Annotated in this window: 21 protein-coding genes; 11 read left to right on the top strand and 10 right to left on the bottom strand. The window is 72.1% G+C overall.

Going from position 1 to position 19,725, the window contains the following annotated elements; all coding sequences use genetic code 11:
- Positions 1 to 17: 17 nt before the first annotated feature.
- A complete protein-coding gene (locus ABKW26_RS13145; protein ID WP_348594220.1) occupies positions 18 to 2,309 on the bottom strand; it encodes a transglycosylase domain-containing protein in 2,292 nt (763 codons plus the stop codon).
- Between the two features lie 112 nt (positions 2,310 to 2,421).
- On the opposite strand from ABKW26_RS13145, the gene ABKW26_RS13140 reads away from it, so the two are divergent.
- Entirely contained in the window at positions 2,422 to 2,589 is a 168-nt protein-coding gene (locus tag ABKW26_RS13140; RefSeq protein WP_348594219.1) for a DUF4177 domain-containing protein, read from the top strand.
- Positions 2,586 to 3,086 (top strand): RidA family protein, encoded by a 501-nt coding sequence (locus ABKW26_RS13135; RefSeq protein WP_348594218.1) that lies wholly within the window; start codon positions 2,586 to 2,588, stop codon positions 3,084 to 3,086. The genes ABKW26_RS13140 and ABKW26_RS13135 overlap by 4 nt, the downstream gene beginning before the upstream one ends.
- Before the next feature lie 103 nt (positions 3,087 to 3,189).
- Here the strand turns inward: ABKW26_RS13135 and ABKW26_RS13130 are convergent, their stop codons facing one another.
- Both ABKW26_RS13130 and ABKW26_RS13125 read right to left on the bottom strand, forming a co-directional pair.
- Positions 3,190 to 3,825 (bottom strand): Crp/Fnr family transcriptional regulator, encoded by a 636-nt coding sequence (locus tag ABKW26_RS13130; RefSeq protein WP_348594254.1) that lies wholly within the window; start codon positions 3,823 to 3,825, stop codon positions 3,190 to 3,192.
- A 168-nt stretch (positions 3,826 to 3,993) separates the two neighbouring features.
- Positions 3,994 to 4,422, bottom strand: a complete 429-nt coding sequence (locus ABKW26_RS13125) for a hypothetical protein (RefSeq protein WP_348594217.1) — start codon at positions 4,420 to 4,422, stop codon at positions 3,994 to 3,996.
- Positions 4,423 to 4,541: 119 nt separating this feature from the next.
- Between ABKW26_RS13125 and nth the strand changes: the two genes are divergently transcribed.
- The gene (gene nth, locus ABKW26_RS13120; RefSeq protein WP_348594216.1) at positions 4,542 to 5,255 is read left to right on the top strand and encodes an endonuclease III; all 714 of its coding nucleotides are present in this window, start codon (positions 4,542 to 4,544) and stop codon (positions 5,253 to 5,255) included.
- Here the strand turns inward: nth and ABKW26_RS13115 are convergent.
- The gene (locus ABKW26_RS13115; protein WP_348594215.1) at positions 5,242 to 6,171 is read right to left on the bottom strand and encodes an alpha/beta hydrolase; all 930 of its coding nucleotides are present in this window, start codon (positions 6,169 to 6,171) and stop codon (positions 5,242 to 5,244) included. The two genes, nth and ABKW26_RS13115, sit on opposite strands and share 14 nt — an antisense overlap.
- A 13-nt stretch (positions 6,172 to 6,184) precedes the next feature.
- Positions 6,185 to 6,967: a response regulator transcription factor gene (locus tag ABKW26_RS13110; RefSeq protein ID WP_348594214.1), complete on the bottom strand. Its 783-nt coding sequence runs from the start codon at positions 6,965 to 6,967 to the stop codon at positions 6,185 to 6,187.
- 149 nt (positions 6,968 to 7,116) lie between these two features.
- Here ABKW26_RS13110 and ABKW26_RS13105 point away from each other — a divergent pair, with 149 nt between their 5' ends.
- Positions 7,117 to 7,851: a hypothetical protein gene (locus ABKW26_RS13105; RefSeq protein ID WP_348594213.1), complete on the top strand. Its 735-nt coding sequence runs from the start codon at positions 7,117 to 7,119 to the stop codon at positions 7,849 to 7,851.
- Positions 7,852 to 7,923: 72 nt separating this feature from the next.
- Here ABKW26_RS13105 and ABKW26_RS13100 read toward each other — a convergent pair whose 3' ends face one another.
- The gene (locus ABKW26_RS13100; RefSeq protein ID WP_348594212.1) at positions 7,924 to 8,307 is read right to left on the bottom strand and encodes a DsrE family protein; all 384 of its coding nucleotides are present in this window, start codon (positions 8,305 to 8,307) and stop codon (positions 7,924 to 7,926) included.
- 148 nt (positions 8,308 to 8,455) lie between these two features.
- Between ABKW26_RS13100 and ABKW26_RS13095 the strand changes: the two genes are divergently transcribed.
- The 6 genes from ABKW26_RS13095 (at position 8,456) to ABKW26_RS13070 (ending at position 13,312) form a co-directional block, all read left to right on the top strand.
- Positions 8,456 to 9,031 (top strand): FABP family protein, encoded by a 576-nt coding sequence (locus ABKW26_RS13095; protein ID WP_348594211.1) that lies wholly within the window; start codon positions 8,456 to 8,458, stop codon positions 9,029 to 9,031.
- A 1-nt stretch (position 9,032) separates the two neighbouring features.
- Positions 9,033 to 10,142 (top strand): folate-binding protein, encoded by a 1,110-nt coding sequence (locus ABKW26_RS13090; RefSeq protein WP_348594210.1) that lies wholly within the window; start codon positions 9,033 to 9,035, stop codon positions 10,140 to 10,142.
- Between the two features lie 63 nt (positions 10,143 to 10,205).
- Complete coding sequence (locus tag ABKW26_RS13085) at positions 10,206 to 11,330, top strand: FUSC family protein (protein WP_348594209.1); 1,125 nt, start codon at positions 10,206 to 10,208, stop codon at positions 11,328 to 11,330.
- Between the two features lie 56 nt (positions 11,331 to 11,386).
- Positions 11,387 to 11,731: a DUF2516 family protein gene (locus ABKW26_RS13080; protein ID WP_348594208.1), complete on the top strand. Its 345-nt coding sequence runs from the start codon at positions 11,387 to 11,389 to the stop codon at positions 11,729 to 11,731.
- Position 11,732: 1 nt separating this feature from the next.
- Entirely contained in the window at positions 11,733 to 12,158 is a 426-nt protein-coding gene (gene dtd / locus ABKW26_RS13075; protein WP_348594207.1) for a D-aminoacyl-tRNA deacylase, read from the top strand.
- Entirely contained in the window at positions 12,155 to 13,312 is a 1,158-nt protein-coding gene (locus tag ABKW26_RS13070; protein ID WP_348594206.1) for a glycosyltransferase family 4 protein, read from the top strand. Before dtd ends, ABKW26_RS13070 begins: the two co-directional genes overlap by 4 nt.
- Before the next feature lie 9 nt (positions 13,313 to 13,321).
- Here ABKW26_RS13070 and ABKW26_RS13065 read toward each other — a convergent pair whose 3' ends face one another.
- Positions 13,322 to 13,570: a LapA family protein gene (locus ABKW26_RS13065; RefSeq protein WP_348594205.1), complete on the bottom strand. Its 249-nt coding sequence runs from the start codon at positions 13,568 to 13,570 to the stop codon at positions 13,322 to 13,324.
- 78 nt (positions 13,571 to 13,648) lie between these two features.
- Complete coding sequence (locus tag ABKW26_RS13060; protein ID WP_348594204.1) at positions 13,649 to 14,341, bottom strand: 4'-phosphopantetheinyl transferase superfamily protein; 693 nt, start codon at positions 14,339 to 14,341, stop codon at positions 13,649 to 13,651.
- Positions 14,342 to 14,518: 177 nt separating this feature from the next.
- Here ABKW26_RS13060 and pgi point away from each other — a divergent pair, with 177 nt between their 5' ends.
- Positions 14,519 to 16,177, top strand: a complete 1,659-nt coding sequence (pgi, locus tag ABKW26_RS13055) for a glucose-6-phosphate isomerase (RefSeq protein ID WP_348594203.1) — start codon at positions 14,519 to 14,521, stop codon at positions 16,175 to 16,177.
- 11 nt (positions 16,178 to 16,188) lie between these two features.
- On the opposite strand, the gene ABKW26_RS13050 is transcribed toward pgi, so the two are convergent.
- Positions 16,189 to 16,923, bottom strand: coding sequence for a 4'-phosphopantetheinyl transferase superfamily protein (locus ABKW26_RS13050; protein WP_348594202.1), 735 nt, complete (start codon positions 16,921 to 16,923; stop codon positions 16,189 to 16,191).
- On the bottom strand, positions 16,916 to 19,633 hold the full coding sequence (locus tag ABKW26_RS13045) for an AAA family ATPase (RefSeq protein ID WP_348594253.1): 2,718 nt from the start codon (positions 19,631 to 19,633) through the stop codon (positions 16,916 to 16,918). Before ABKW26_RS13045 ends, ABKW26_RS13050 begins: the two co-directional genes overlap by 8 nt.
- Positions 19,634 to 19,725: the final 92 nt, after the last annotated feature.

Here is a 19,725-nt window from a genome sequence, read left to right as displayed (position 1 = left end):
GGTGCGGCGCACGCCGCTCAGCGTTCGTTCCCGTTGCCTCGGCCGTCGCCCTGTCCGTCGGCTGTCGGCTGCGCCTCCGGCCCTGCAGGCGCTGCCGGGGCCGTGGGGGTGGTGGGTGTAGGTGTCGGTGACGGGCGAGGCGCAGGGGGAGTGCCGATCTGCGCCTGCGATGCGGCCGCGAAGGGCTGGTCGGGTGTCCCCGCGAGCGCCTGGTCCATGAATCGCTTCCACGTCGGTGCGGCGATCGTCGAGCCCCAGACGATCTTGTAGGGCTTCCCGGCGATGGTGACGTTGCGCAGCACGATGTTCTGGTTGTCCGGGTGGCCCATCCACATCGCGGTGGAGAGCGCGGGCGTGTATCCGGCGAACCAGACGTTGCCGTTGTTCTGGGTGGTCCCCGTCTTGCCCGCTGCGGTGTGGCTCTCGAGAGCGGCATTCTTGGCGCCACCGTTCGGGCCGATCACCTGCTGCAGCGCGTAGTTGACGGCGTTGACGGTCGCGGTGTCGAGGACCTGGCGGCAGTTCGCCTGCGGGATCGGGAGCTCCTCTCCGTCACGAGTGACGGAGGTGATCGCGATCGGGTCGCAGTAGATGCCGCCGCTCGCGAAGGTCGCGTAGGCGTTGGCCATGGCGACCGGATAGGTCTCCTGGGTGCCGAGCGTCATGCCCATCTGGACCTTGACCGCGTCACCGGTCTCCGGGTTGGTCACGGCGGGGCGGAAGCCGATCTGGTAGGCGAGGTCGGCTGCGGCGCAGAGGTCGATCTCGCTCGACATGGTGGCGAAAGCGGTGTTGATCGAGAGCGCGGTGGCCTGCAGGACGGATCGCTGGCCGCTCCCTTCGCCGTCAGCGTTGCCGGGCTCCCAGGTGGTCCCGCGGAAGTTCGTGCACGTCGTCGCCTTGAAGTCGGCTCCGGTCCACTTGCGCTTGTCGGCGCTCACGGTCTCGAGGAGGGTGTGATCCTCTTTGAGCCACTCGGCGAGGATGAAGGCCTTGAAGGTGGAGCCCGGCTGGAAGCCGCCGGACCCGCCGTGGAGGTAGTCGGTGTTGTAGTTCACCGACGTCGAGCCGGGCGGTGGCGACGGTGCGGTCGAGTAGGTCCGGTCCTGCGACATGACGAGGATCTTGCCCGTGCGAGGCTCGACGGCGGACATCGCCGCGGCGAAGCCGTACGCGTTGTCCGCGGGGACGGCGGCGTTCACCTCGGCGTCCGCGATCGCCTGCTTGCCGAGGTCGAGCGTCGTGATGACGCGCAGGCCGCCGCGGTAGAGGAGCTCTGCGCGCTCGGCCTCGGTCTCGCCGAACACGGGGTCCTGGATGAGGACCTTCGTGACGTAGTCGCAGAAGTAGGCGGAGCCCCCGGCGCCTGCGCACCCTTGGGTGATGGGCTGGACGTTGAGCGTCGCGAGGAGGGGAGTGGCGCGAGCGGCGGTGTACTCCTCCTGGCTCACGTAGCCCTGCTCGTACATGAGCTTGAGCACGAGGTTGCGCCGCGCTTCCGACTTCTCCGGGTGGGCCACCGGGTCGAACGCGTTCGGCGCTGCGGTGATGCCCGCGATCGTCGCGGCCTGGATGACGGTGAGGTCGGCTGCGGTCACGCCGAAGTAGTGGTTCGCGGCGGTCTCGACACCGTTCACCGTGGCCCCGAACTGCGCGATGTTCAGGTAGTTCTCGAGGATCTCGTCCTTCGGCATCCGCTTCTCGAGAGCGATGGCGAGCTTGGCCTCGCGGAGCTTGCGCTCGATCGTCTGCGCCTTCGCGGCGGCGACCCCGGCGTCGTCGCCGGCCGTCGCGGCTTCCTCGATGAGGACGTTCTTCACGTACTGCTGCGTGAGGGTCGAGGCGCCCTCCGTCTCAGGGCTCGTGAGGTTCTTCACCACCGCGCGCGCCATGCCCTGCGGGTCGACACCGCCGTGGAAGTAGAAGCGCTTGTCCTCGGTCGCGATGACGGCGTTCTGCATGTTGATCGAGATCGACTCGAGCGGCACGACGATGCGGTTCTCGATGTACGTCCTGGCGAGGAGGGTGACCCCGTCGCTCGCGTAGATGTAGGACGCCTCGGAGAGCTCTCCGGGCTCCAGCTCGGTCGGGATCTCGTCGAACGCCTGCGTGGTGCCCTTCGCCACGGTGTTCGCCCCGGCCGCGACGGGGATGACGAGACCTGCGGTGAGCAGCCCACCGATCAGCGCGAGCAGGAGGAACATGAGCAGCAGCCCGAGGGCCTGGAAGACGTTGACCGAGTGCCGGGAGTGCGTGGCGTCGGACCCGTCGGATCCGGTGAGGCCCGCACCGAGCGCAGAGTTTTCCATGACGACAGCCTACGTGAGCCGCACACCCCCGAACCGGATGGTTCGCGAACCGGGTGTGCGCGTTGTGTGAGAGTCCGAGGAGCGTGGGCGACTCACGCACTAGTCTCGATCCATGGCACACACCTGGGAGTACGCGACCGTTCCACTCATCATCCACGCGACGAAGCAGATCTTGGACCAGTGGGGCTCCGACGGCTGGGAGCTCGTCCAGATCGTGACCGGCCCGGACGGCAAGGGCGTCGTGGCCTACCTCAAGCGCCCGACCGGTACCACCGAGTGAGCGCGGGACGCGGCGCGGAACCGGGCACGGTCGACGCCCGCCTCGCCGAGCTCGGCATCGAGCTCCCTGCGGTCGCTGCGCCGGTCGCCGTCTACGTGCCGGCCGTGCAGTCCGGTGACCACGTCTGGACGTCCGGTCAGCTGCCGTTCGTCGACGGTGCTCTTCCCGTCACGGGCAAGGTCGGTGAGGGGGAGGGGCTCGTCGAGCCGTCGGTGGCCGCAGACCTCGCGCGGACAGCGGCGCTCAACGCTCTCGCCGCCGTCGCGAGCCAGATCGGGTCGCTCGACCGGGTCGTGCGGATCGTCAAGGTCGTCGGCTTCGTCGCGAGCGACCCGTGGTTCACCGGTCAGCCCGGTGTGATCAACGGGGCGAGCACCGTGCTCGGCGAGATCTTCGGGGAGCGCGGTATCCACGCCCGCAGCGCGGTCGGCGTCGCCGTGCTGCCGCTGGACTCGCCGGTCGAGATCGAGCTCGTCGTCGAGGTCGCTGCGCACTGATCCCCGACACCGCCCAGACAGGCTCTGACGCCAGAGGGCGCGCCACCGGTGACGGGGCGCGCCCTCCGGCGTCGGGGATGCAGGTGGTGCGGACTCACGCGGCTCAGCGCGCGCGGCGCTCCAGACGGTCCACGTCGAGCAGCACGACGGCGCGGCCCTCACGGCGGACCCAGCCCCGGCCGGCGAAGTCGGCGAGCGCCTTGTTGACGGTCTCGCGCGAGGCCCCGACGAGCTGGGCGAGCTCCTCCTGCGTGAGGTCGTGGGCGACGCGGATGCCCTCGTCGACCTGCTCCCCGAAGCGCTTGGAGAGATCGAGGAGTGCCTTCGCGACGCGGCCCGGGACGTCGGAGAAGACGAGGTCGGCCAGCGCCTCGTTCGTGCGACGCAACCGGCGGGCCAGCGCGGTGAGCAGGTGCTTGGCGACGCCGGGGTTCTCTTCGAGGGCCGCGATGAGCGCGCCGTGCTCCAGCTCGTAGAGGACGGAGTCCGAGACCGCGCTGGCACCGAGCGACCGGGGGCCCGGGTCGAACAGCGACAGCTCGCCGAACATCTCGCCCGGGCCGAGCACGGCGAGCAGGTTCTCGCGACCGTCGCCGGAGCGCCGACCGAGCTTGATCTTGCCCTCGCGGATGACGTACAGGCGGTCGCCAGGCTGACCCTCCTCGAAGAGGACGTCACCGCGACTCAGCTCGATCTTCTTCATCGAGGCCAGGAGTGATCGCGTGTCGGCGTCCTCCATGGTCGCGAAAAGAGGAGCGGAGAGCACTACGTCGTCGTTGTCCACGGCGAAATCCTTCACGGGAGTAGCTGGAGGTTCTTGCGCTCCACAGTCTGCCCCATGTGCGCTGACTCACGGTACAGCCCGCAGCGCGGCGAGGCAGGCCGGCGCGGTTCGCGGCGTGGGAGGTCAGGACGTCAGGCTGGACAGGTGCATCGCCGCGATGCTGGGATCCTCGCTGAGCCGTTCGACGAGGAGATCGGTGGCCACCATGAGCGCGCACCGGACGCGGACCTCGTACGCGGCCAGCGCGTCGTCGGCTGCCCGGAGCCTGGGGAGGTCGGCGACAGGGAGCTGGTCGCCTGCTCCCTGCACGATGCTCACGAGGTGGTAGTGGGCGACGTCGGGTCCGGGAGCGTCGTCGCCGAGGTAGTGTGTGGCATCCCCGCCGAGACGCTCCGGGAGGACCGCCCGTGCGACCGTGAGATCGAGTCGCGCTCGGACGAGCCGACGCCAGTGCGCCACCTGGGTGGCTTCGTGCCGGAGCACCCTGCGCTTGAGGCGCAGCTCGGTGACATCCATGGCTCGCGGGTCCGGGGAGTCGTGCGCTGGCACCATGAACCTCCTCTCGGTGAGTCGCCAGTCAGATGTACTAGGTTCTCGGCAGCGGGCTGTCGGACCTTGAGCGTCCGTGCAGGTGATGTGGTGTGTCGGACGAGCATGGCAAGGAGGATGTGATGGGCGATGTCGTGGCGGGCGCAGCCGCCGGCCCCGGGCTGGCCCTCGTGCGTCGTGCGCGGCGCATCAACCGCACGCTCGCCGCGACCTATCCGGACGCGCACTGCGAGCTCGACTTCACGACGCCGCTCGAGCTGCTCGTCGCGACCGTCCTGTCCGCGCAGTGCACCGACAAGCGCGTCAACATCGTCACGCCTGCGCTGTTCGCGCGGTTCCCCGACGCTCAGGCCTATGCCGCCGCGAGTCTCGTCGAGGTCGAGGACCTCGTCCGGACGACGGGGTTCTTCCGACCCAAGGCCCGAGCGCTCGTCGGGATCGGCGGCGCTCTCGTCGACCGCTTCGACGGAGAGGTGCCCGCTCGGCTCGAGGACCTCGTGTCCTTGCCGGGCGTGGGTCGCAAGACGGCGAACGTCGTCCTGGGGGACGCCTTCGGAGTCCCCGGCATCACGGTCGACACCCACGTCGGGCGGCTCGTGCGCCGGTGGGGGTGGACCGCGAGCGAGGATCCGGTGCGCGTCGAGCGCGAGATCGGCCTGCTCGTCGAGCGACGGGAGTGGACGCTCCTGTCCCACCGCGTGATCTTCCACGGCCGTCGCGTCTGCTTCGCGCGACGACCCGCGTGCGGAGCGTGCCCGCTGGCGGCGCTGTGCCCGTCCTACGGTATCGGCGAGACAGACCCCGAGACGGCGCGGGCGATGGTCAAGACCGGCTGAGGCCGCCGGTCGGGAGGTCGGCGAGCCACTCGAGGAGGATCTCGTTGACGAGGTCCGGCGACTCCTCCGGCACGAAGTGCCCGGCGCCCGCGACGAGCTCGAACCGCAGGTCCCGGCACAGTGCGGTGCTGTCCACGTCCGCGAGGTCGGCACGGAAGAGGCCGTCCCGCTCGCCGTGGATCTGGAGGGCCGGCACCGAGATCGGGGCCCGGACAGCCGAGAGGTACCGCCGGCCGGAGCCCGACGGCATCGCGCTGGCGAACCATCGCAGCGCCTCGAGCGAGTTGTGCACCGCGAACGGCACCTGCAGCGCCGTGCGGTACGTGTCGACGACCCCGTCCGACCACGCCGTCGCGCCCCACTCCCGCAGGAGCTGGCCCAGGAGGTCGGTCCGTGTGAGGGAACGCTCTGGGAGGAAGGGGACCTGGAGCTGTGCGAGGCGAGCGACGCCGCGTCGCGTGAGGAGCGACCGGAGGGAGACGTGCAGCCGGGCGGGGTGCGGAGCAGCCACCGCTGCGACCGCGGTCGTCACCACCGGCTGCAGCGCGGCCATCGACCACGCCACGGAGCCACCGAGACCGTGGCCGACGACCGTCGCCCGCTCGGCCCCCAGAGAGCGGATGACCCCGGCGACGTCACGGGTCCGGGAGGGGACGTCGTAGCCGAGCGGCGGCTTGTCCGACGCGCCCGTGCCCCGAAGGTCCATGGCCGCCACGCGGTAGCCCGCCTCGCCCAGCGCGACGATCTGGTGGCGCCACGCCCACCAGAACTGCGGGAACGAGTGCAACAGCATGACCAGCGGCGCCTGGCGGTCGTCCGGACCCGCGAGCGCGACGTGGAACCGGGCCCCGTTCGCCGGGACGAACTCGTGGCGCCACGGCCCCGGGAGGAGGACGTCCGTGTAGTCGGAGCTCATCGTGTCGAGCGGTTCACTGGGCGACCCCGAGGGTGTCCGGCGTGTCCGAGCCCGAGGCAGGGTCGGTCTCGTGGTCGGCGGCGTCGTGCGCGATCGCGTCGGCCGCCTGCGCCGCGCGCCGGTCCTTCGGCGCGTCGAAGCGGTACCCGACGTTGCGGACGGTGCCGATGAGCTGGTCGTACTCCGGGCCGAGCTTCGCGCGCAGACGACGCACGTGGACGTCGACCGTGCGGGTGCCCCCGTAGTAGTCGTAGCCCCACACCTCCTGGAGCAGCTGCGCCCGGGTGAAGACCCGGCCGGGGTGCTGCACGAGGTACTTGAGGAGCTCGAACTCCTTGTAGGTGAGGTCCAGCGGGACGCCACGCAACCGGGCCGTGTACCCGCCCGCGTCGATCATGAGCTCGCCGGACGAGATCTCCTCCGGCTGGTCGTTCGTGCTGCGGTGCGTGCTGCGCTCGCGCGCGAGACGCAGCCGGGCGTCGACCTCCGCCGGGGTCGCGCTGTCGAGAAGCAGGTCGTCGGCGCCCCACTCGGCGGTGATGACCATGAGCCCACCCTCGGTGAGGATCAGGACGAGAGGCACCGTCAGACCGGTGGCCCGCAGCAGGCGGCACGTCGTGCGTGCGCCGACGAGGTCGCGACGCGCGTCCAGCAGGACCACGTCGGCGTCCGGAGCGTCGACGAGCGCCGACGGTTCCATGGGCAGGACCCGGATGCGGTGGGTGAGCAGTCCCAGCGCGGGGAGCACCTGCGCTGAACCGCCCGCGGTGGGCGTCAGGAGCAGCAGCTCGGCCATGGGGTCACCTCCTTCTCAGACAGCTTCTCGGTACTGCGGCGGGCGGCCCGGCCAACCCGCTGGTAGGCCCTGGCACCGCTCAGGAGAGGATTCTTCCACGTGCGAGGGCACAGTTCGGGTGGGAGGGCTGCATCTGGGACACTCGCACTGTGAATCTCTCCACGCGTGCTGTCGCCACGGCGTGTGCTGCGGCGGCGATCGCCGGCGGCGCATACTTCGGTTCCCTGCCCCTGCTCGGGGTCGTCGCGGTCCTCGTGGTCCTCTTCGCGCTCGGCTGGTCCCCGCTCCTCGGGCTGCCGACACCCGGCGGGACGTTCTTCGTCGTGGTGCTCGCCGGGCTGGGGGCGCTCGGGGCCGCCCACGTCACCTACAGCGAGCCGTGGCTGCGCAACCTTCCGCTCGTCGTGGCCATGGGGGTCCTCCTCGCCTTCATCAACGAGCTGCTCCGCGGCGACGGCCGAGAACGGCTCGTCGAGTCGCTCGTCGGCGGTGTGAGCGGTCTTGTCGTCGCCGTCTCCGCGGCCGGGTGGATCTCGGCGTACAAGACGGAGAACGGGACCGCGCTCGTGCTCAGCTGCGCCGTGTCGATCGCTGCAGCCTCCGCCGTCTCGGCGTCGCGGCTGCGGGGCCTGCCCAACATCCTCGCCACCGTCGCGGGCGCCGTGGCAGCCGGGGTGGGCGTCAGCATGGCGATCCCCGACATCGAGTGGATCAGCGGCGTGTGGACCGGGATCGTGACCGGCGTGCTCGTCGTGTCCCTGCAGATGCTCTTCCACCGCCTGCCCGAGCTCCGCCGTCCGCGCGCTGCGCTCGCGGCGATCGTGCTCCCCGTCGCCGTCGGCGGGATCCTCGTCTACGTCGTGGGCCGGCTCGTCGTCACGTAGCCGTCCGTGCGCGGACGAGGGCGGACGAGGGCGGACGAGGGCGGACGAGGGCGGTCGCGGCAGCGGCCGAGATCAGTAGACGATCGCCTGCGTGCCCGGTGCCATGATCTCCTCGACGAACGTCGGTGCGCCCGCGATGCGGACGCCGACGAGCAGGTCGCTCGCGTCGATGCCTCGCCGGACGGCGCACTGGGTGCAGACGGTGAGGGTCCCGGCCGCGAGGATCGCGGCCAGCAGATCCGTCAGCGGGACGGCGTGCTCGACCACGAGCTCCTCGGCGCGGCCCGGGACCGCGAACCACGTCGACTCACCGGTCAGCCACACGCTCACCTCGACGCCGGCCGCGATCGCGGCGGCCGCGACGGTGAACGCCTGGTTGGTGGTCTCGGGCGTCGCTGTCCCACCCGTCGACTTGATGACGAGACGCTGTGACGCAGTCGGATCTGGCTCGCTCATGCGGTCAGGCTATCCCGACGTAGGATGACGGCATGGACGTGCACATCATCGAGTCGATCTTTCTCGGGCTGCTGATCGCAGCGACGCTGACGATCACGTGGTTCTCCGGCTATGTGGTCTACAAGCTCTTCAAGGGCCAGCGCTGACCGTGGCGTTCGCGCTCCCTGACGGTCTCGCACCGGAGGTCTACCCGCTCGCCTGGCTCGTCGGCTCGTGGCGCGGCGAAGGTGTCGTCTCCTATCCCGGCATCGACGAGGCGGCCTTCGTGCAGGACGTCACCTTCGACCACGACGGTGGACCGTACCTGCGCTACACGTCGACGATCCGTCTCCTCACCCCCGACGTGCCCGAGACGGTCCCCGAGGACTGGACGGACGTCACCCGCGGACAGGTCGACGAGCTGACGATCTGGTCCACCGAGACGGGCTACTGGCGCGTCCCTCCCGAGACGCCCGACGACCTCCCCGAGGGTCGGACGCCGCTCGAGGTCATGCTCGTCGACCCGGCCGGCCGGCTCACCCTCTACCTCGGCGCGGTGGGCAACGGCCGCGTCGACCTCGTGAGCGACCTCGTCGCCCGCACCGCCACGTCGGTCGAGGTGACCGCGTCGAACCGTCTCTACGGTCTCGTCGAGGGGCACCTCATGTGGGTGTGGGAGCTCGCCGCCTTCGGGCATCCCCTGCAGTCCTACGCCTCGGCGAACCTCTCCCGTCTGGACACCTGACATGACGTACCGCAGCCCCCTGCTCGCCCGTCACGGTGCCGTCGCGGCCGGTGGTGCCGACGAGGGGGTCGCCTGGCACTACGGAGACCCGACCGCCGAGCAGCGGGCCCTCGAGCACGGCGGCGCTGTCGTCGACCTCTCGCACCTCGGCGTCGTCACGGTGACCGGCCCCGACCGGCTGACGTGGCTGCACTCGATCTCGTCCCAGGAGCTCACGACCCTCGCGCCGCGCGTCTCCACCGAGACGCTCGTGCTGTCGCCGCACGGTCACATCGAGCACGCCGCAGGGGTCGTCGACGACGGGACCACCACGTGGCTCGTCACGGAGGCCGCGAACGCACCTGCGCTCGCGGCGTGGCTCGAGCGCATGAAGTTCTCGCTCCGTGTCGAGATCGCCGACGTCACCGACGCCTGGGCCGTGCTCGGCGAGCCCGTCGACGCCGAAGGTGCCGAGGGCGAGCCCGTCACGTGGCGGGACCCGTGGCCCACGACCGCGCCCGGCGGTACCCGCTACGGACCGGCCGACGCCGAGCACCCAGGGACCGACCGCCCCTGGCGCCAGGTCCTCGTGCCCCGCGCCGACCTGCTCGACGCGGTCGCCGCGCGGGAGGCCGCCGGCTGGCGGCTCGCCGGCACGTGGGCGAGCGAGGCGCTGCGCGTCGCAGCGTGGCGCCCCCGGCTCGCGACCGAGGTGGACCACAAGACGATCCCGCACGAGCTCGACTGGCTACGGACCGCCGTCCACCTCCACAAGGGGTGCTACCGCGGCCAGGAGACGGTCGCGCGCGTACACAACCTCGGTCGGCCACCACGCCGGCTCGTCATGGCGCACCTCGACGGCTCCGGTCACCTGCTGCCCGAGCGGGGCGCTGAGGTCGAGGCGGGAGACAGGGTCGTCGGCACCGTGACCTCGGTCGCACGGCACCACGAGGACGGACCCATCGCGCTCGCGGTCATCAAGCGCAGCGCCCCGGTCGACGTGGACCTCTCGGTCGCGTGCGACGGTGGCGCCGTCGCAGCCGGTCAGGAGGTCGTGGTCCCGGGAGAGGGCGTCTCGACGGACCGGCCCGCCCCGCGCGGACCGGTGGCACGTGGGCTCTCCCCGCGCTGAGCGCCGCGGCCGCCCCGCCCGGGCCGGGGTGCCGACGCGTCGTCCCGGCGAGGCGCTGAGCTGATGGCGACGACCGCCGACGACGACGAGGTACGCGTGACGACCCGGCGCGCGCGGGCGTCCCTGCAGGTCCGCAGCCGGGCACGCCAGGGGCGGTCCCGCGTGCGGGCGTCGGCGGTCCCCATCCTCGTCGCCTCGATCGCCGTCACCGTCTCCTACGCCCTGGCCTACTGGATGTTCGGGCACCAGTACCCGTTCTTCGCCCCCGTGTGCGCCTGGATCTGCCTCGGTTTCACGGCCGACCGGGACGTCCGCCGGGTCATCGAGCTCGGCATCGGCGTCACCCTCGGTGTCGGGCTCGGCGAGGTCCTCGTCGGCAGGATCGGCACCGGTGCCTGGCAGATCGGACTCGTGCTCGGTCTCTCCGCGCTCATCGCGCGCTTCATCGACCGCGGTGCGCTCATGACCACCCAGGCGGGTGTCCAGGCGATCGTCATCATCGGGCTGCCGCTCGCGTCCACCGGGGGCGGGCTCGGGCGCTGGACGGACGCGCTCGTCGGGGCCGCCGTCGCGGCCGTCGCGACGGCACTGACACCGGGCGACCCGCGGCACGCCCCCCGGCGGATCGGCGCGGAAGGGCTCGTCGAGCTCGCGAGCACCCTCGACGCGATCGCCGTCGGCGTGCGGACCGGCGACCGCAACGACAGAGAGCGTGCCCTGCTCCGTGGGCGGGCGTCCGAGCCCGCGCTCGAGGAGTGGCAGACGGCCGCCCGCTCCGCGCTCTCGACCGCCCGGGTGACGGCCAACGGTCGCAAGTACCGTCAGGAGCTCACCGAGCTCGTCCGGACGGCCGTGCTCGTCGACCGGACCATGCGGACCGTCCGGGTCGTCGCGCGGCGCGCCATCTCCGTCCCGGCGGGTCAGGAGGTCGAGCGCCTCGCCGACCTCCTCGACCACCTCGGGGTGGCGACCCGCGAGCTCGCCGAGGACGTGGCCGCCGGACGGCCACCAGGACGATCGCGGGAGCTCATCCTCGAGGTCGCGGGCCAGGCGGACCCCGGCCTCCTCGGGAGCGGCGACTGGCAGGTCCAGTCCCTCATCCTCATCCTGCGCTCCGCGATCGTCGACCTCGCCGAGGCGGCAGGTGTCGAGCCGCAGGAGGCGCGCGACGCCCTCGCGCCGATGTGAGACAGCCGCCTCGGACACGACCGGTCACGGACGGGTGGACCGCATAGGCTGTCGCCATGTTCGCCAGCCTCCAGTTCTACCTCCTGGGCCTCATCACGATCGTCCTCTTCGCCGCAGAGGCGTTCGCCCTCGTCGACGCCCTGCGCCGACCGGGTCCCGCGTTCGTCAGCGCCGGCAAGCGGACCAAGATGTTCTGGTCCCTCGTGCTGGGCGTCGCCGCGGCCCTCGGGTTCATCGGTCTCTACCCGCCGCTCGGTGGCGGGTACCTCGGGCTCATGGCGCTCTTCGTCGTCATCCCCGCGATCATCTACCTCACGGACGTGCGCCCAGCCGTCGGTGGCTACCGCGGCCCGCGCGGAGGCTCGGGACCACAGGGGCCCGGCTCCCGCGGCGGGTGGTGACGTGCGCGCCGTGCTGCAGCGCGCCTCGCGCGCGTCCGTCACGGTCGACGCCGAGGTGCTCTGCGCCTTCGACGAGCCGTGCCTCGTCGCCCTCGTCGGCGTGACCCACGGTGACGGGCCGGTCGAGGTCGAGACCATCGCCCGCAAGATCGCCGAGCTGCGGATCTTCGACGGCGAGCTCGGTGCTGTGGACATCGGTGCGCCTGTCCTCGTCGTGAGCCAGTTCACCCTCTACGCCGACACGAAGAAGGGCCGCCGCCCGTCGTGGAACGCGGCCGCGAAGGGTGACGTCGCGGCACCGCTCGTCGATGCCGTCGCGGCGGCGCTGCGCGGGCGCGGGCTGCGCGTCGGCACCGGTCGTTTCGGCGCGCACATGGCGGTCGAGCTCGTCAACGACGGCCCCGTGACGATCGTCCTCGACGCGTGAGCGGGACGCTGCGCATCGGGCTCGTCATCGACGACTCGCTCGACAGGCCCGACGGCGTCCAGCAGCACGTCCTCACCCTGGGCGCCTGGCTCACCTCCCAGGGGCACGAGGTCCACTACCTCACGAGCACGACGCGCCGCTCGGACCTCGAAGGCGTCCACTCGCTCGCGCGCAACCTGCGCCTGCGGTTCAACGGCAACCGGCTCGGCATCCCCCTGCCCGCGCCCGCTAGCGGCATCGATGCGCTCCTGCGCGCGACCCCCTTCGACGTCCTGCACGTGAACATGCCGTACAGCCCGCTGCTCGCGGGCCGGGTCGTGTCGCGTGCACGGCCCGGGACGGTCGTGGTCGGCACCTTCCACATCCTTCCGTGGACGTTCCTCACGCACTGGGGGACGCGTCTCCTCGGGCTCGTCCAGCGCCGGCAGCTGCGCCGCTTCGCTCGCGTCGTCGCCGTCTCGCGCCCTGCGGCCGACTTCGCCGCCGAGGCGCTGCGGGTCGACCCCGTCGTCATCGGCAACCCCGTGGACGTCTCGCGGTTCTCGCGCGCACGGGACGCCGAGCGCGCCGGCAGGGTGGGTGCGCCCGAGCCGGACGCGCCGGTGCGGATCGTCTTCCTCGGCCGTCTCGTCGAGCGCAAGGGCGCCGCCGAGCTCGTCCGGGCCGTCGTCCGCATGCGGGAGCTGACCACCCGCCCCGTCCACGTGGTGCTCGGCGGGACGGGCCCGCTCAAGGAGTCGCTCGAGGAGCTCGTGCGCGAGGGCGGCCTCGACGGGACGGTCGAGCTCATCGGCTACGTCACCGAGGAGGACAAGGCAGCCCTCCTCGCCGGGGCCGACGTGGTCGCGCTGCCTTCGACCGGTGGCGAGAGCTTCGGCATCAGCGTCGTCGAGGCGCTCGCCGCCTCGCGCGGCGTGGTCCTCGCGGGCGACAACCCGGGCTACCGCACGGTCATGGACGGTCTCGAGGACCAGCTCGTCGACGCGACGGACGTCGGTGCCTTCGCTGCGCTCCTCGCGCGGTTCGTCGACGACGCGGACGCGCGCGCCGCCGCGAGCGAGCGGCAGGTCGCCGCAGCAGCCCGCTTCGACGTCGAGGTCATCGGCACGGCCGTCCTCGACGTCTACCGGGCCGCAGGTGCGACGGGCCGGTAGCGGCTCGGTCTAGCGCCTCGCCGAGCGCCGCTTCGTCCGGTACGCCCCGGCGAGGACGCCGAGGAGGAAGATCAGGGAGAGGATCAGCCACAGCGGCGAGGTGACCGTCGCCCAGAACAGGTGGATCGTGACGTCGCCGCGGTTCTGCGCGACGAAGACGACCACGAGGACGACGACGAGGATCGGCACCCAGCGTCGGGCGACGAACCGTCCGACGGAGGAACCGGACTCCGGTGCGTCCGTCTCGAAGCTCTGCATCCTGGTGCCCCCTCTGCGGGTGCGACCACCCGGCGACTCGACCTCTCTCAGTGATACACCCCTCGCGGGGCGAGTGCATCAGGGGTTCTCGCCGGGGGCGCGGCGCCCCGTCGTCTCGAGGCGCACCTCGCCGCGCGCGACGACCGCTGCCACGTGGGTGTCGTCCTCCCACGTCGAGAAGGCCCAAGGCCCGTGCCGACCGGGCGGCGCCCCGTGGTCCACGTCGAGGTCCGCGAGGGCGTCGAGCGTGCCGACCCCCACCTTGAGGAGCGCCTCCTTACGGACCCAGAGGCGGGTGAACGCGAGCTCGGGGTCGTCGTGCGAGCGGACGAGCTGCTGCTCGGCGGGCGAGAGCGTCAGCGCGAGCAGCGCCGGCGTCGTGCCGGGCGTCGACCCGGCGGTCCGCCGGGACTGGACGTCGATGCCGACGGGTTCCCACCCGGCGACGGCCGCGACGCGACCGGCAGAGCGGGACAGGCTCACGTGGAGACCCGGCACCCCGTCGATCTGCGGCACCCCGTGCTCAGGGCTGCCGCACGCGGGGCAGCGGTGCACGAGGACGAGGCTCGCGGCCTCTCGGTGGCGTCCGGTCGACGCGAGCATGCGCGCTGCGCAGGCGCGCACGAGCGAGTGCGCCGCCGTGAAGTCCCGCTGGTCCTCGGCGTCGAGCAACGACCCCAACCGAGCAGACTCCGCTGGGGTCAGGGGCACAGCGGTGGCGACGTCGACCGACCGCGCGATCATCGCGACGGGCGCCGCTCGTGTGGTCACGCCCCGATTGTGCGCCGTCGTCGAGGTGCGAGCAAGGACGCTTCCGTGCGCGGGTCGAACGGCCCTGCGCGGACCGTGCCGGAGTCGGTAGGGTCCAGTGTGGGCGCGCGCGAGCGCGACCCCACCACCGCAGCGCGACACCTGACGTGACCGCAGACCTTTCGAAGGGGAGTCCTCGTGACCTCACACGACCTGACCGCAACGGCCGCCTGGAGCGCGCTGGAGGCCGAGCACGCCGAGCTCGCCACCACGACGCTCCGCGAGCTGTTCGCCGCCGATCCCGAGCGGGGCGAGCGACTCACCGCGGACGGCGTCGAGCTCCACCTGGACTACTCGAAGAACCTCGTCACCGACGCGACGATGACGAAGCTCGTCGACCTCGCGGTCGCCTCCGGGCTCGAGGCGAAGATCGCCGCGATGTTCGCTGGCGAGCACATCAACATCACCGAGGACCGCGCCGTGCTGCACACCGCGCTGCGCCTCCCGCGAGACGCGACGCTCGTCGTCGACGGCCAGGACGTCGTCGCGGACGTCCACGCGGTGCTCGACTCGATGTCCGCCTTCGCGGACAAGGTCCGTTCGGGGGAGTGGACGGGTCACAGCGGCAAGCGCATCACGACGGTCGTCAACATCGGCATCGGCGGCTCCGACCTCGGGCCCGTCATGGCGTACGAGGCGCTGCGCGACTACGCCGACCGCGGCATCGAGTGCCGCTTCGTGTCGAACATCGACCCGACCGACGTCTTCGAGACGTGCCGCGGGCTCGACTACGAGAGCACGCTGTTCATCGTCGCGTCGAAGACGTTCGGCACGCAGGAGACCCTGACGAACGCGCGCACCGCGCGCGACTGGCTCGTCGAGGCGTACGACGGCGACGCCGCAGCGGTCGCCAAGCACTTCGTGGCCGTCTCGACGAACGCCGAGCGCGTCGCCGACTTCGGCATCGACACCGCGAACATGTTCGGCTTCTGGGACTGGGTGGGCGGCCGGTACTCGTTCGACTCCGCCGTGGGCCTGTCGATCATGCTGTCGATCGGCCCGGACGGGTTCCGCCAGATGCTCGACGGCTTCCACGCGATGGACGAGCACTTCCGCACGGCGCCGTTCGAGGAGAACGTCCCCGTCCTCATGGCGCTGCTCAACGTCTGGTACAACAACTTCTTCGGCACCGGCAGCCACGCCGTGCTCCCGTACAGCCAGTACCTGCACCGCTTCGCCGCCTACCTCCAGCAGCTGACGATGGAGTCCAACGGCAAGTCCGTCCGCGTCGACGGGACGCCCGTCTCCGAGCGTGCCGCCGGCGGCTTCGCGGGCCAGACCGGCGAGATCTTCTGGGGCGAGCCCGGCACCAACGGCCAGCACGCGTTCTACCAGCTGCTCCACCAGGGCACGAAGATGACGCCCGCGGACTTCATCGGCTTCGCCGTGCCGAACCACGACCTGGGGGAGATGCACGACCTCCTCATGTCCAACTTCTTCGCCCAGACGGCGGCGCTCGCGTTCGGCAAGACGGCCGAGGAGGTCGCCGCCGACGGGACGCCCGCCGCGATCGTCCCCCACCGGGTCATGCCAGGGAACCGGCCCACGAACACGATCCTCGCCGAGAAGCTCACTCCCTCGGTGCTCGGCCAGCTCGTCGCGCTCTACGAGCACATCACGTTCACGCAGTCGGTGCTCTGGGGCATCAACGCGTTCGACCAGTGGGGCGTCGAGCTCGGCAAGGTCATGGCCAACCAGCTCGCGCCGAAGCTCTCGTCGGCCGAGAAGCCGGCCGACGACTCGGACGCGTCGACCAACGCGCTCATCGCGCGGTACCGGAGCCTGCGCGGGCGCTGAGCCCCCACGGGTCAGCGTCCGGCGCGCAGCACCTCGAGCCGGACCGGCCCGGCAGCCGCGACGGCGGCGACGTGCTCGTCGTCGGACCAGTCGACGAGCACGTGGTCGCCCCACTGGTGGGGCGACCCGGTGCCTGGCGTGCCGCGCAGCGGGACCGCGGACAGATCGACGTCCGACAGGCGGTCGAGGGACACGGCACCGATCTTGACGAGCGCCTCCTTGCGCACCCACAGCCGGAGGAAGTCTCCCGACGGGTCGTCCGACGTCCGCAGGCCGTCCTGCTCGGCGGCGCTCATGGTGGCGGCCCAGAGGGACTCGGTCGTCGGGACCGGCCGGACGCGAGGCTCGATGTCGACGCCCACGGGCGACCAGGCGGCCGCGGCGGCCACCGCACCGCGGGCGTGGGACAGGCTCAGGTGCAGCGCCGGGTGGTCGTCCGCGCTCGGGCGTCCGTGCCCGTCCTCGCCGCAGGAGGCGCACCGTTGCACCAGTCGGACCGGGGGGGACCCCGGAGGCAGGAGCCGGGCGGCGGCACGGCGTACGAGGAGATGGCCGGCGAGGTAGTCGCGGCGGTCGTCCGGGGAGCGGAACCGCGCCGCCCGTCGGGTCTCGTGCGGAACCAGGGTGTCCGCGATGGGCACGGTGCCCCGGAGCAGCTGACCGTCGGCGCCCTCGACCAGGCCCGCGAGGACGTCCCGCGTGCGCGCGACGAGCGCGACACCCGAGCGCCCAGCGGTCTCACTCATCGTCGAGAGCGGCGACGAGCTGGCTCCGGCTGCTGATCCGCAGCTTGCGGTAGATCGCCGTGAGATGAGACTCGACGGTCCGTTGCGCGAGGAAGAGCTCGGCAGCGATCACCTTGTTGGTCGCGCCGTCCCGGGCGAGCCCGGCCACCCTCAGCTCGGCCTCCGACAGGACGGACACGCGGATCCGTGGGCGCCCACCGGTGTCGATGAGCGCGGACCGTGCCCGGCCGGCCAGGACGGTGGCGCCGCACGACTCCGCCAGGCGCGTCGCGAGCGCGAGGTCGTTCCGTGCGCCGCCGGCGTCGCCGAGAGTGCCCAGGACCGTCCCTCGCGCGAACCGCACCCGCGCCAGGACGAGCGGGCGCTCCGCCTCCTCGACGAGAGCCACGGCCTCGTCGAGGTGCTCCATCGCGCGCCGGGGAGGGAGGAGCTCAGCGAGGTGGTGCAGCGTGGTGGCCAGCGTCGAGGGAGCGTCCCACCGACGGGCGAGCTCGAGCTGGCGCCCCAGGACGACGAGCGCCCCCGCCCGGTCCCCGGTGCGGTCGAGCGCGAGCGCCTCGACGACGCGCCAGTCCGCGACGGCAGGGTTGGAGCAGCCGATGCTCTCGAGGGCGGCGCCGGCACCCCGTGCGTCGGACAGCGCGCCGCGGTAGTCCTCGAGCCCCAGCCGGAGCCAGGCCCGCTCGTTGCGCAGGATCTGGGCGAGCCAGATGTCGGCCAGCGGGTCCGAGCCCTTCGCGCGCCGGACCGCGTCGAGCGCCTGGTCCGTCTCGCCGATCTCCCGGAGGACCGGGAGGAGCGTCACGAGGTGCGCATGGCGCCAGTTGCCCCACTGCTCCCCGTCGACCGCACGGGCGGCCTCCTCGGCGAGCCTGCCCGCCTCGACCAGCCAGCCACGACGCAGGGCGACGAGCCCTTGCATCCACAGGGCGATCGACGTCGCGAGCCGCGAACCGCTCGTGCGGGCGTCGACGAGCGCGTCCTGGTAGAACATCGTGGCGCCGGCGAGGTCGTCGGCCCACACGAGCACCGCGCCCGAGACGAGGAGACCCACGGACCGCTCGTCGGTCATCCGGGGACCACGGGCGACGGCCGGGGCGAACATGTCGAGGACGTGCGAGGCCGGCTCGCACGCCCAGGCGTCGCGGAACGAGGCCGCCGCGCGAGCCATGTCGTCCGCCCGGTCGCCCAGGGCCGGCACGCCCCGGCCCGGCGCGGGCCCGGTGACGCGCGGCAGCGCGGTCCGTACCTGCCGGTGCACCCTGCTGTCGCCCAACGACACGAAATAGGTCTCCGCCTGCAGGGTCCGGATGAGGACGTCGTCGGCGTCGAGGGGGGACGACTCGATCTCCTCGAGGAGCAGCGCGACGGCCGCCGAGGTCGCCCCGAGGACTGCATGGGCGTGGCTGAGCTGCAGCGTGAGGCGTGCACGGTCTGCCGGGTCCACCGCCAGGTCGCGCGCCTCCTGCAGGTGGTGCAGCGCGGACGGCCCGTCGAAGTGGAGCTCGGCGTTGCCGAGGTTCGTGAGCAGGCGCTGCCGACGCCCCGGCTCGTTGTGGGCGCGCAGCGCGCGGTGCAGGAGCACGGCCGCGTCCTCGGGGGAGGTGGCCGTCGACGCCGCCGCCTCGAGGACGTCGACGTCCGACGCGCGGCCCGGCAAGGAGGTCCGCACCAGGTGCTCGGCGACGTGCGCGGTCGGCGCGCCCTGCGCGAGAAGGAGGTCCGCTGCAGCCCGCTCCACCTGCTCGCGCACGCGCGCGGGGAGGTTCTCCCGCATCGATCGCGCGAGCACGGGCGGGACCACCAGCACCTCGTCCTCCTGGACGAGGCCGAGCCGGCGGGCGGTGCGCAGGTCCTCCTCCCACCCCGTCTCGGTGGCGGGGAGCAGGCGCTGGGCCTGGTCCCACGGGACCGGTCGACGCAGGACCGAGAGCAGGCCCACGAGCCGCGCGACGTCTCCGGGGAACGGGGCCGAGCGCCCGGCGACGACGGTCGCGAGGTGCACGGGCCAGGATCGACGCGCGGTCGCCGCGAGGTGCCGTGGTGATCGTCGGCCCTCCGACCGCAGCAGGTCGACGACGACCTTGACGCACAGCGCCCTCCCACCCGTCTGCTCCATCACGGCGTCCACGGTGGCGGGCTGGGCGGCCGACGGCCCGGCCACCTCCGCGAGGAGGTCCCGGACGTCCTCCGGCGTGAGGGCGGGGGGAGCGTCCACGACGGCCTCGTGGTCACCGATGATGCGCTCGAGGCGCTCCGCGTGGGGCGTGCCGACGCCGCGCACGGCACTGAGGACGACGGTGAGGGGCGTGCTGCTGCGTCGGCGCAGGGCATAGGCCAGGAAGTCGAGCGTCGCCTCGTCCGCCCAGTGGGCGTCGTCGAGCACGAGGAGTGGGTGCCCTTTCTCGCCGAGCCGGGCGAGTGCAGCGTGGAGTGCGCGGAACGTCTCCTTCGTCGACCGTGCTCCGCCGCCGGTCGTCTCGGGGTCCGTCGCTCCGCCGAGGAGCTGCTGGACCACCCCGTAGGCCACGTCCGACTCGTCGGGGCTGCAGCGGGCGACGACGGGCTGCAGGCCGTGGATCTTCTCCGCCAGCAGCACGAGGTGGTTGAGCTGGTGGGTCTTGCCGCTCCCGAGGGGACCGTCGACGACCACGACAGCCGGATACGCGTCGACGTCCCGCTCGACGACGAGGGAGAGCCCAGCACACATGATCACGCTCAGATCCCCCTGAATCGGCCGCCGGTCGAACGCCCCGTCGCGCTGCCCGAACGATACACCGAGCACCACGAGATGTCCCGATC

The sequence above is a fragment of the Sanguibacter sp. 25GB23B1 genome (assembly GCF_040012415.1).
GTDB lineage: Bacteria > Actinomycetota > Actinomycetes > Actinomycetales > Cellulomonadaceae > Sanguibacter.
Note: the sequence above shows the minus strand (reverse complement) of the source record. Positions and strands in the feature narration are given on the sequence as shown.

What these genes read in the sequence shown, in the direction of transcription:
- ABKW26_RS13145 (WP_348594220.1), bottom strand. Translation starts at nt 2,309, where the DNA reads ATGGAAAACTCTGCGCTCGGTGCGGGCCTCACCGGATCCGACGGGTCC.
- ABKW26_RS13140 (WP_348594219.1), top strand. Translation starts at nt 2,422, where the DNA reads ATGGCACACACCTGGGAGTACGCGACCGTTCCACTCATCATCCACGCG.
- ABKW26_RS13130 (WP_348594254.1), bottom strand. Translation starts at nt 3,825, where the DNA reads ATGGAGGACGCCGACACGCGATCACTCCTGGCCTCGATGAAGAAGATC.
- ABKW26_RS13125 (WP_348594217.1), bottom strand. Translation starts at nt 4,422, where the DNA reads ATGGTGCCAGCGCACGACTCCCCGGACCCGCGAGCCATGGATGTCACC.
- nth (WP_348594216.1), top strand. Translation starts at nt 4,542, where the DNA reads ATGGGCGATGTCGTGGCGGGCGCAGCCGCCGGCCCCGGGCTGGCCCTC.
- ABKW26_RS13115 (WP_348594215.1), bottom strand. Translation starts at nt 6,171, where the DNA reads ATGAGCTCCGACTACACGGACGTCCTCCTCCCGGGGCCGTGGCGCCAC.
- ABKW26_RS13110 (WP_348594214.1), bottom strand. Translation starts at nt 6,967, where the DNA reads ATGGCCGAGCTGCTGCTCCTGACGCCCACCGCGGGCGGTTCAGCGCAG.
- ABKW26_RS13100 (WP_348594212.1), bottom strand. Translation starts at nt 8,307, where the DNA reads ATGAGCGAGCCAGATCCGACTGCGTCACAGCGTCTCGTCATCAAGTCG.
- ABKW26_RS13090 (WP_348594210.1), top strand. Translation starts at nt 9,033, where the DNA reads ATGACGTACCGCAGCCCCCTGCTCGCCCGTCACGGTGCCGTCGCGGCC.
- ABKW26_RS13085 (WP_348594209.1), top strand. Translation starts at nt 10,206, where the DNA reads ATGGCGACGACCGCCGACGACGACGAGGTACGCGTGACGACCCGGCGC.
- ABKW26_RS13080 (WP_348594208.1), top strand. Translation starts at nt 11,387, where the DNA reads ATGTTCGCCAGCCTCCAGTTCTACCTCCTGGGCCTCATCACGATCGTC.
- ABKW26_RS13065 (WP_348594205.1), bottom strand. Translation starts at nt 13,570, where the DNA reads ATGCAGAGCTTCGAGACGGACGCACCGGAGTCCGGTTCCTCCGTCGGA.
- ABKW26_RS13050 (WP_348594202.1), bottom strand. Translation starts at nt 16,923, where the DNA reads ATGAGTGAGACCGCTGGGCGCTCGGGTGTCGCGCTCGTCGCGCGCACG.
- ABKW26_RS13045 (WP_348594253.1), bottom strand. Translation starts at nt 19,633, where the DNA reads ATGTGTGCTGGGCTCTCCCTCGTCGTCGAGCGGGACGTCGACGCGTAT.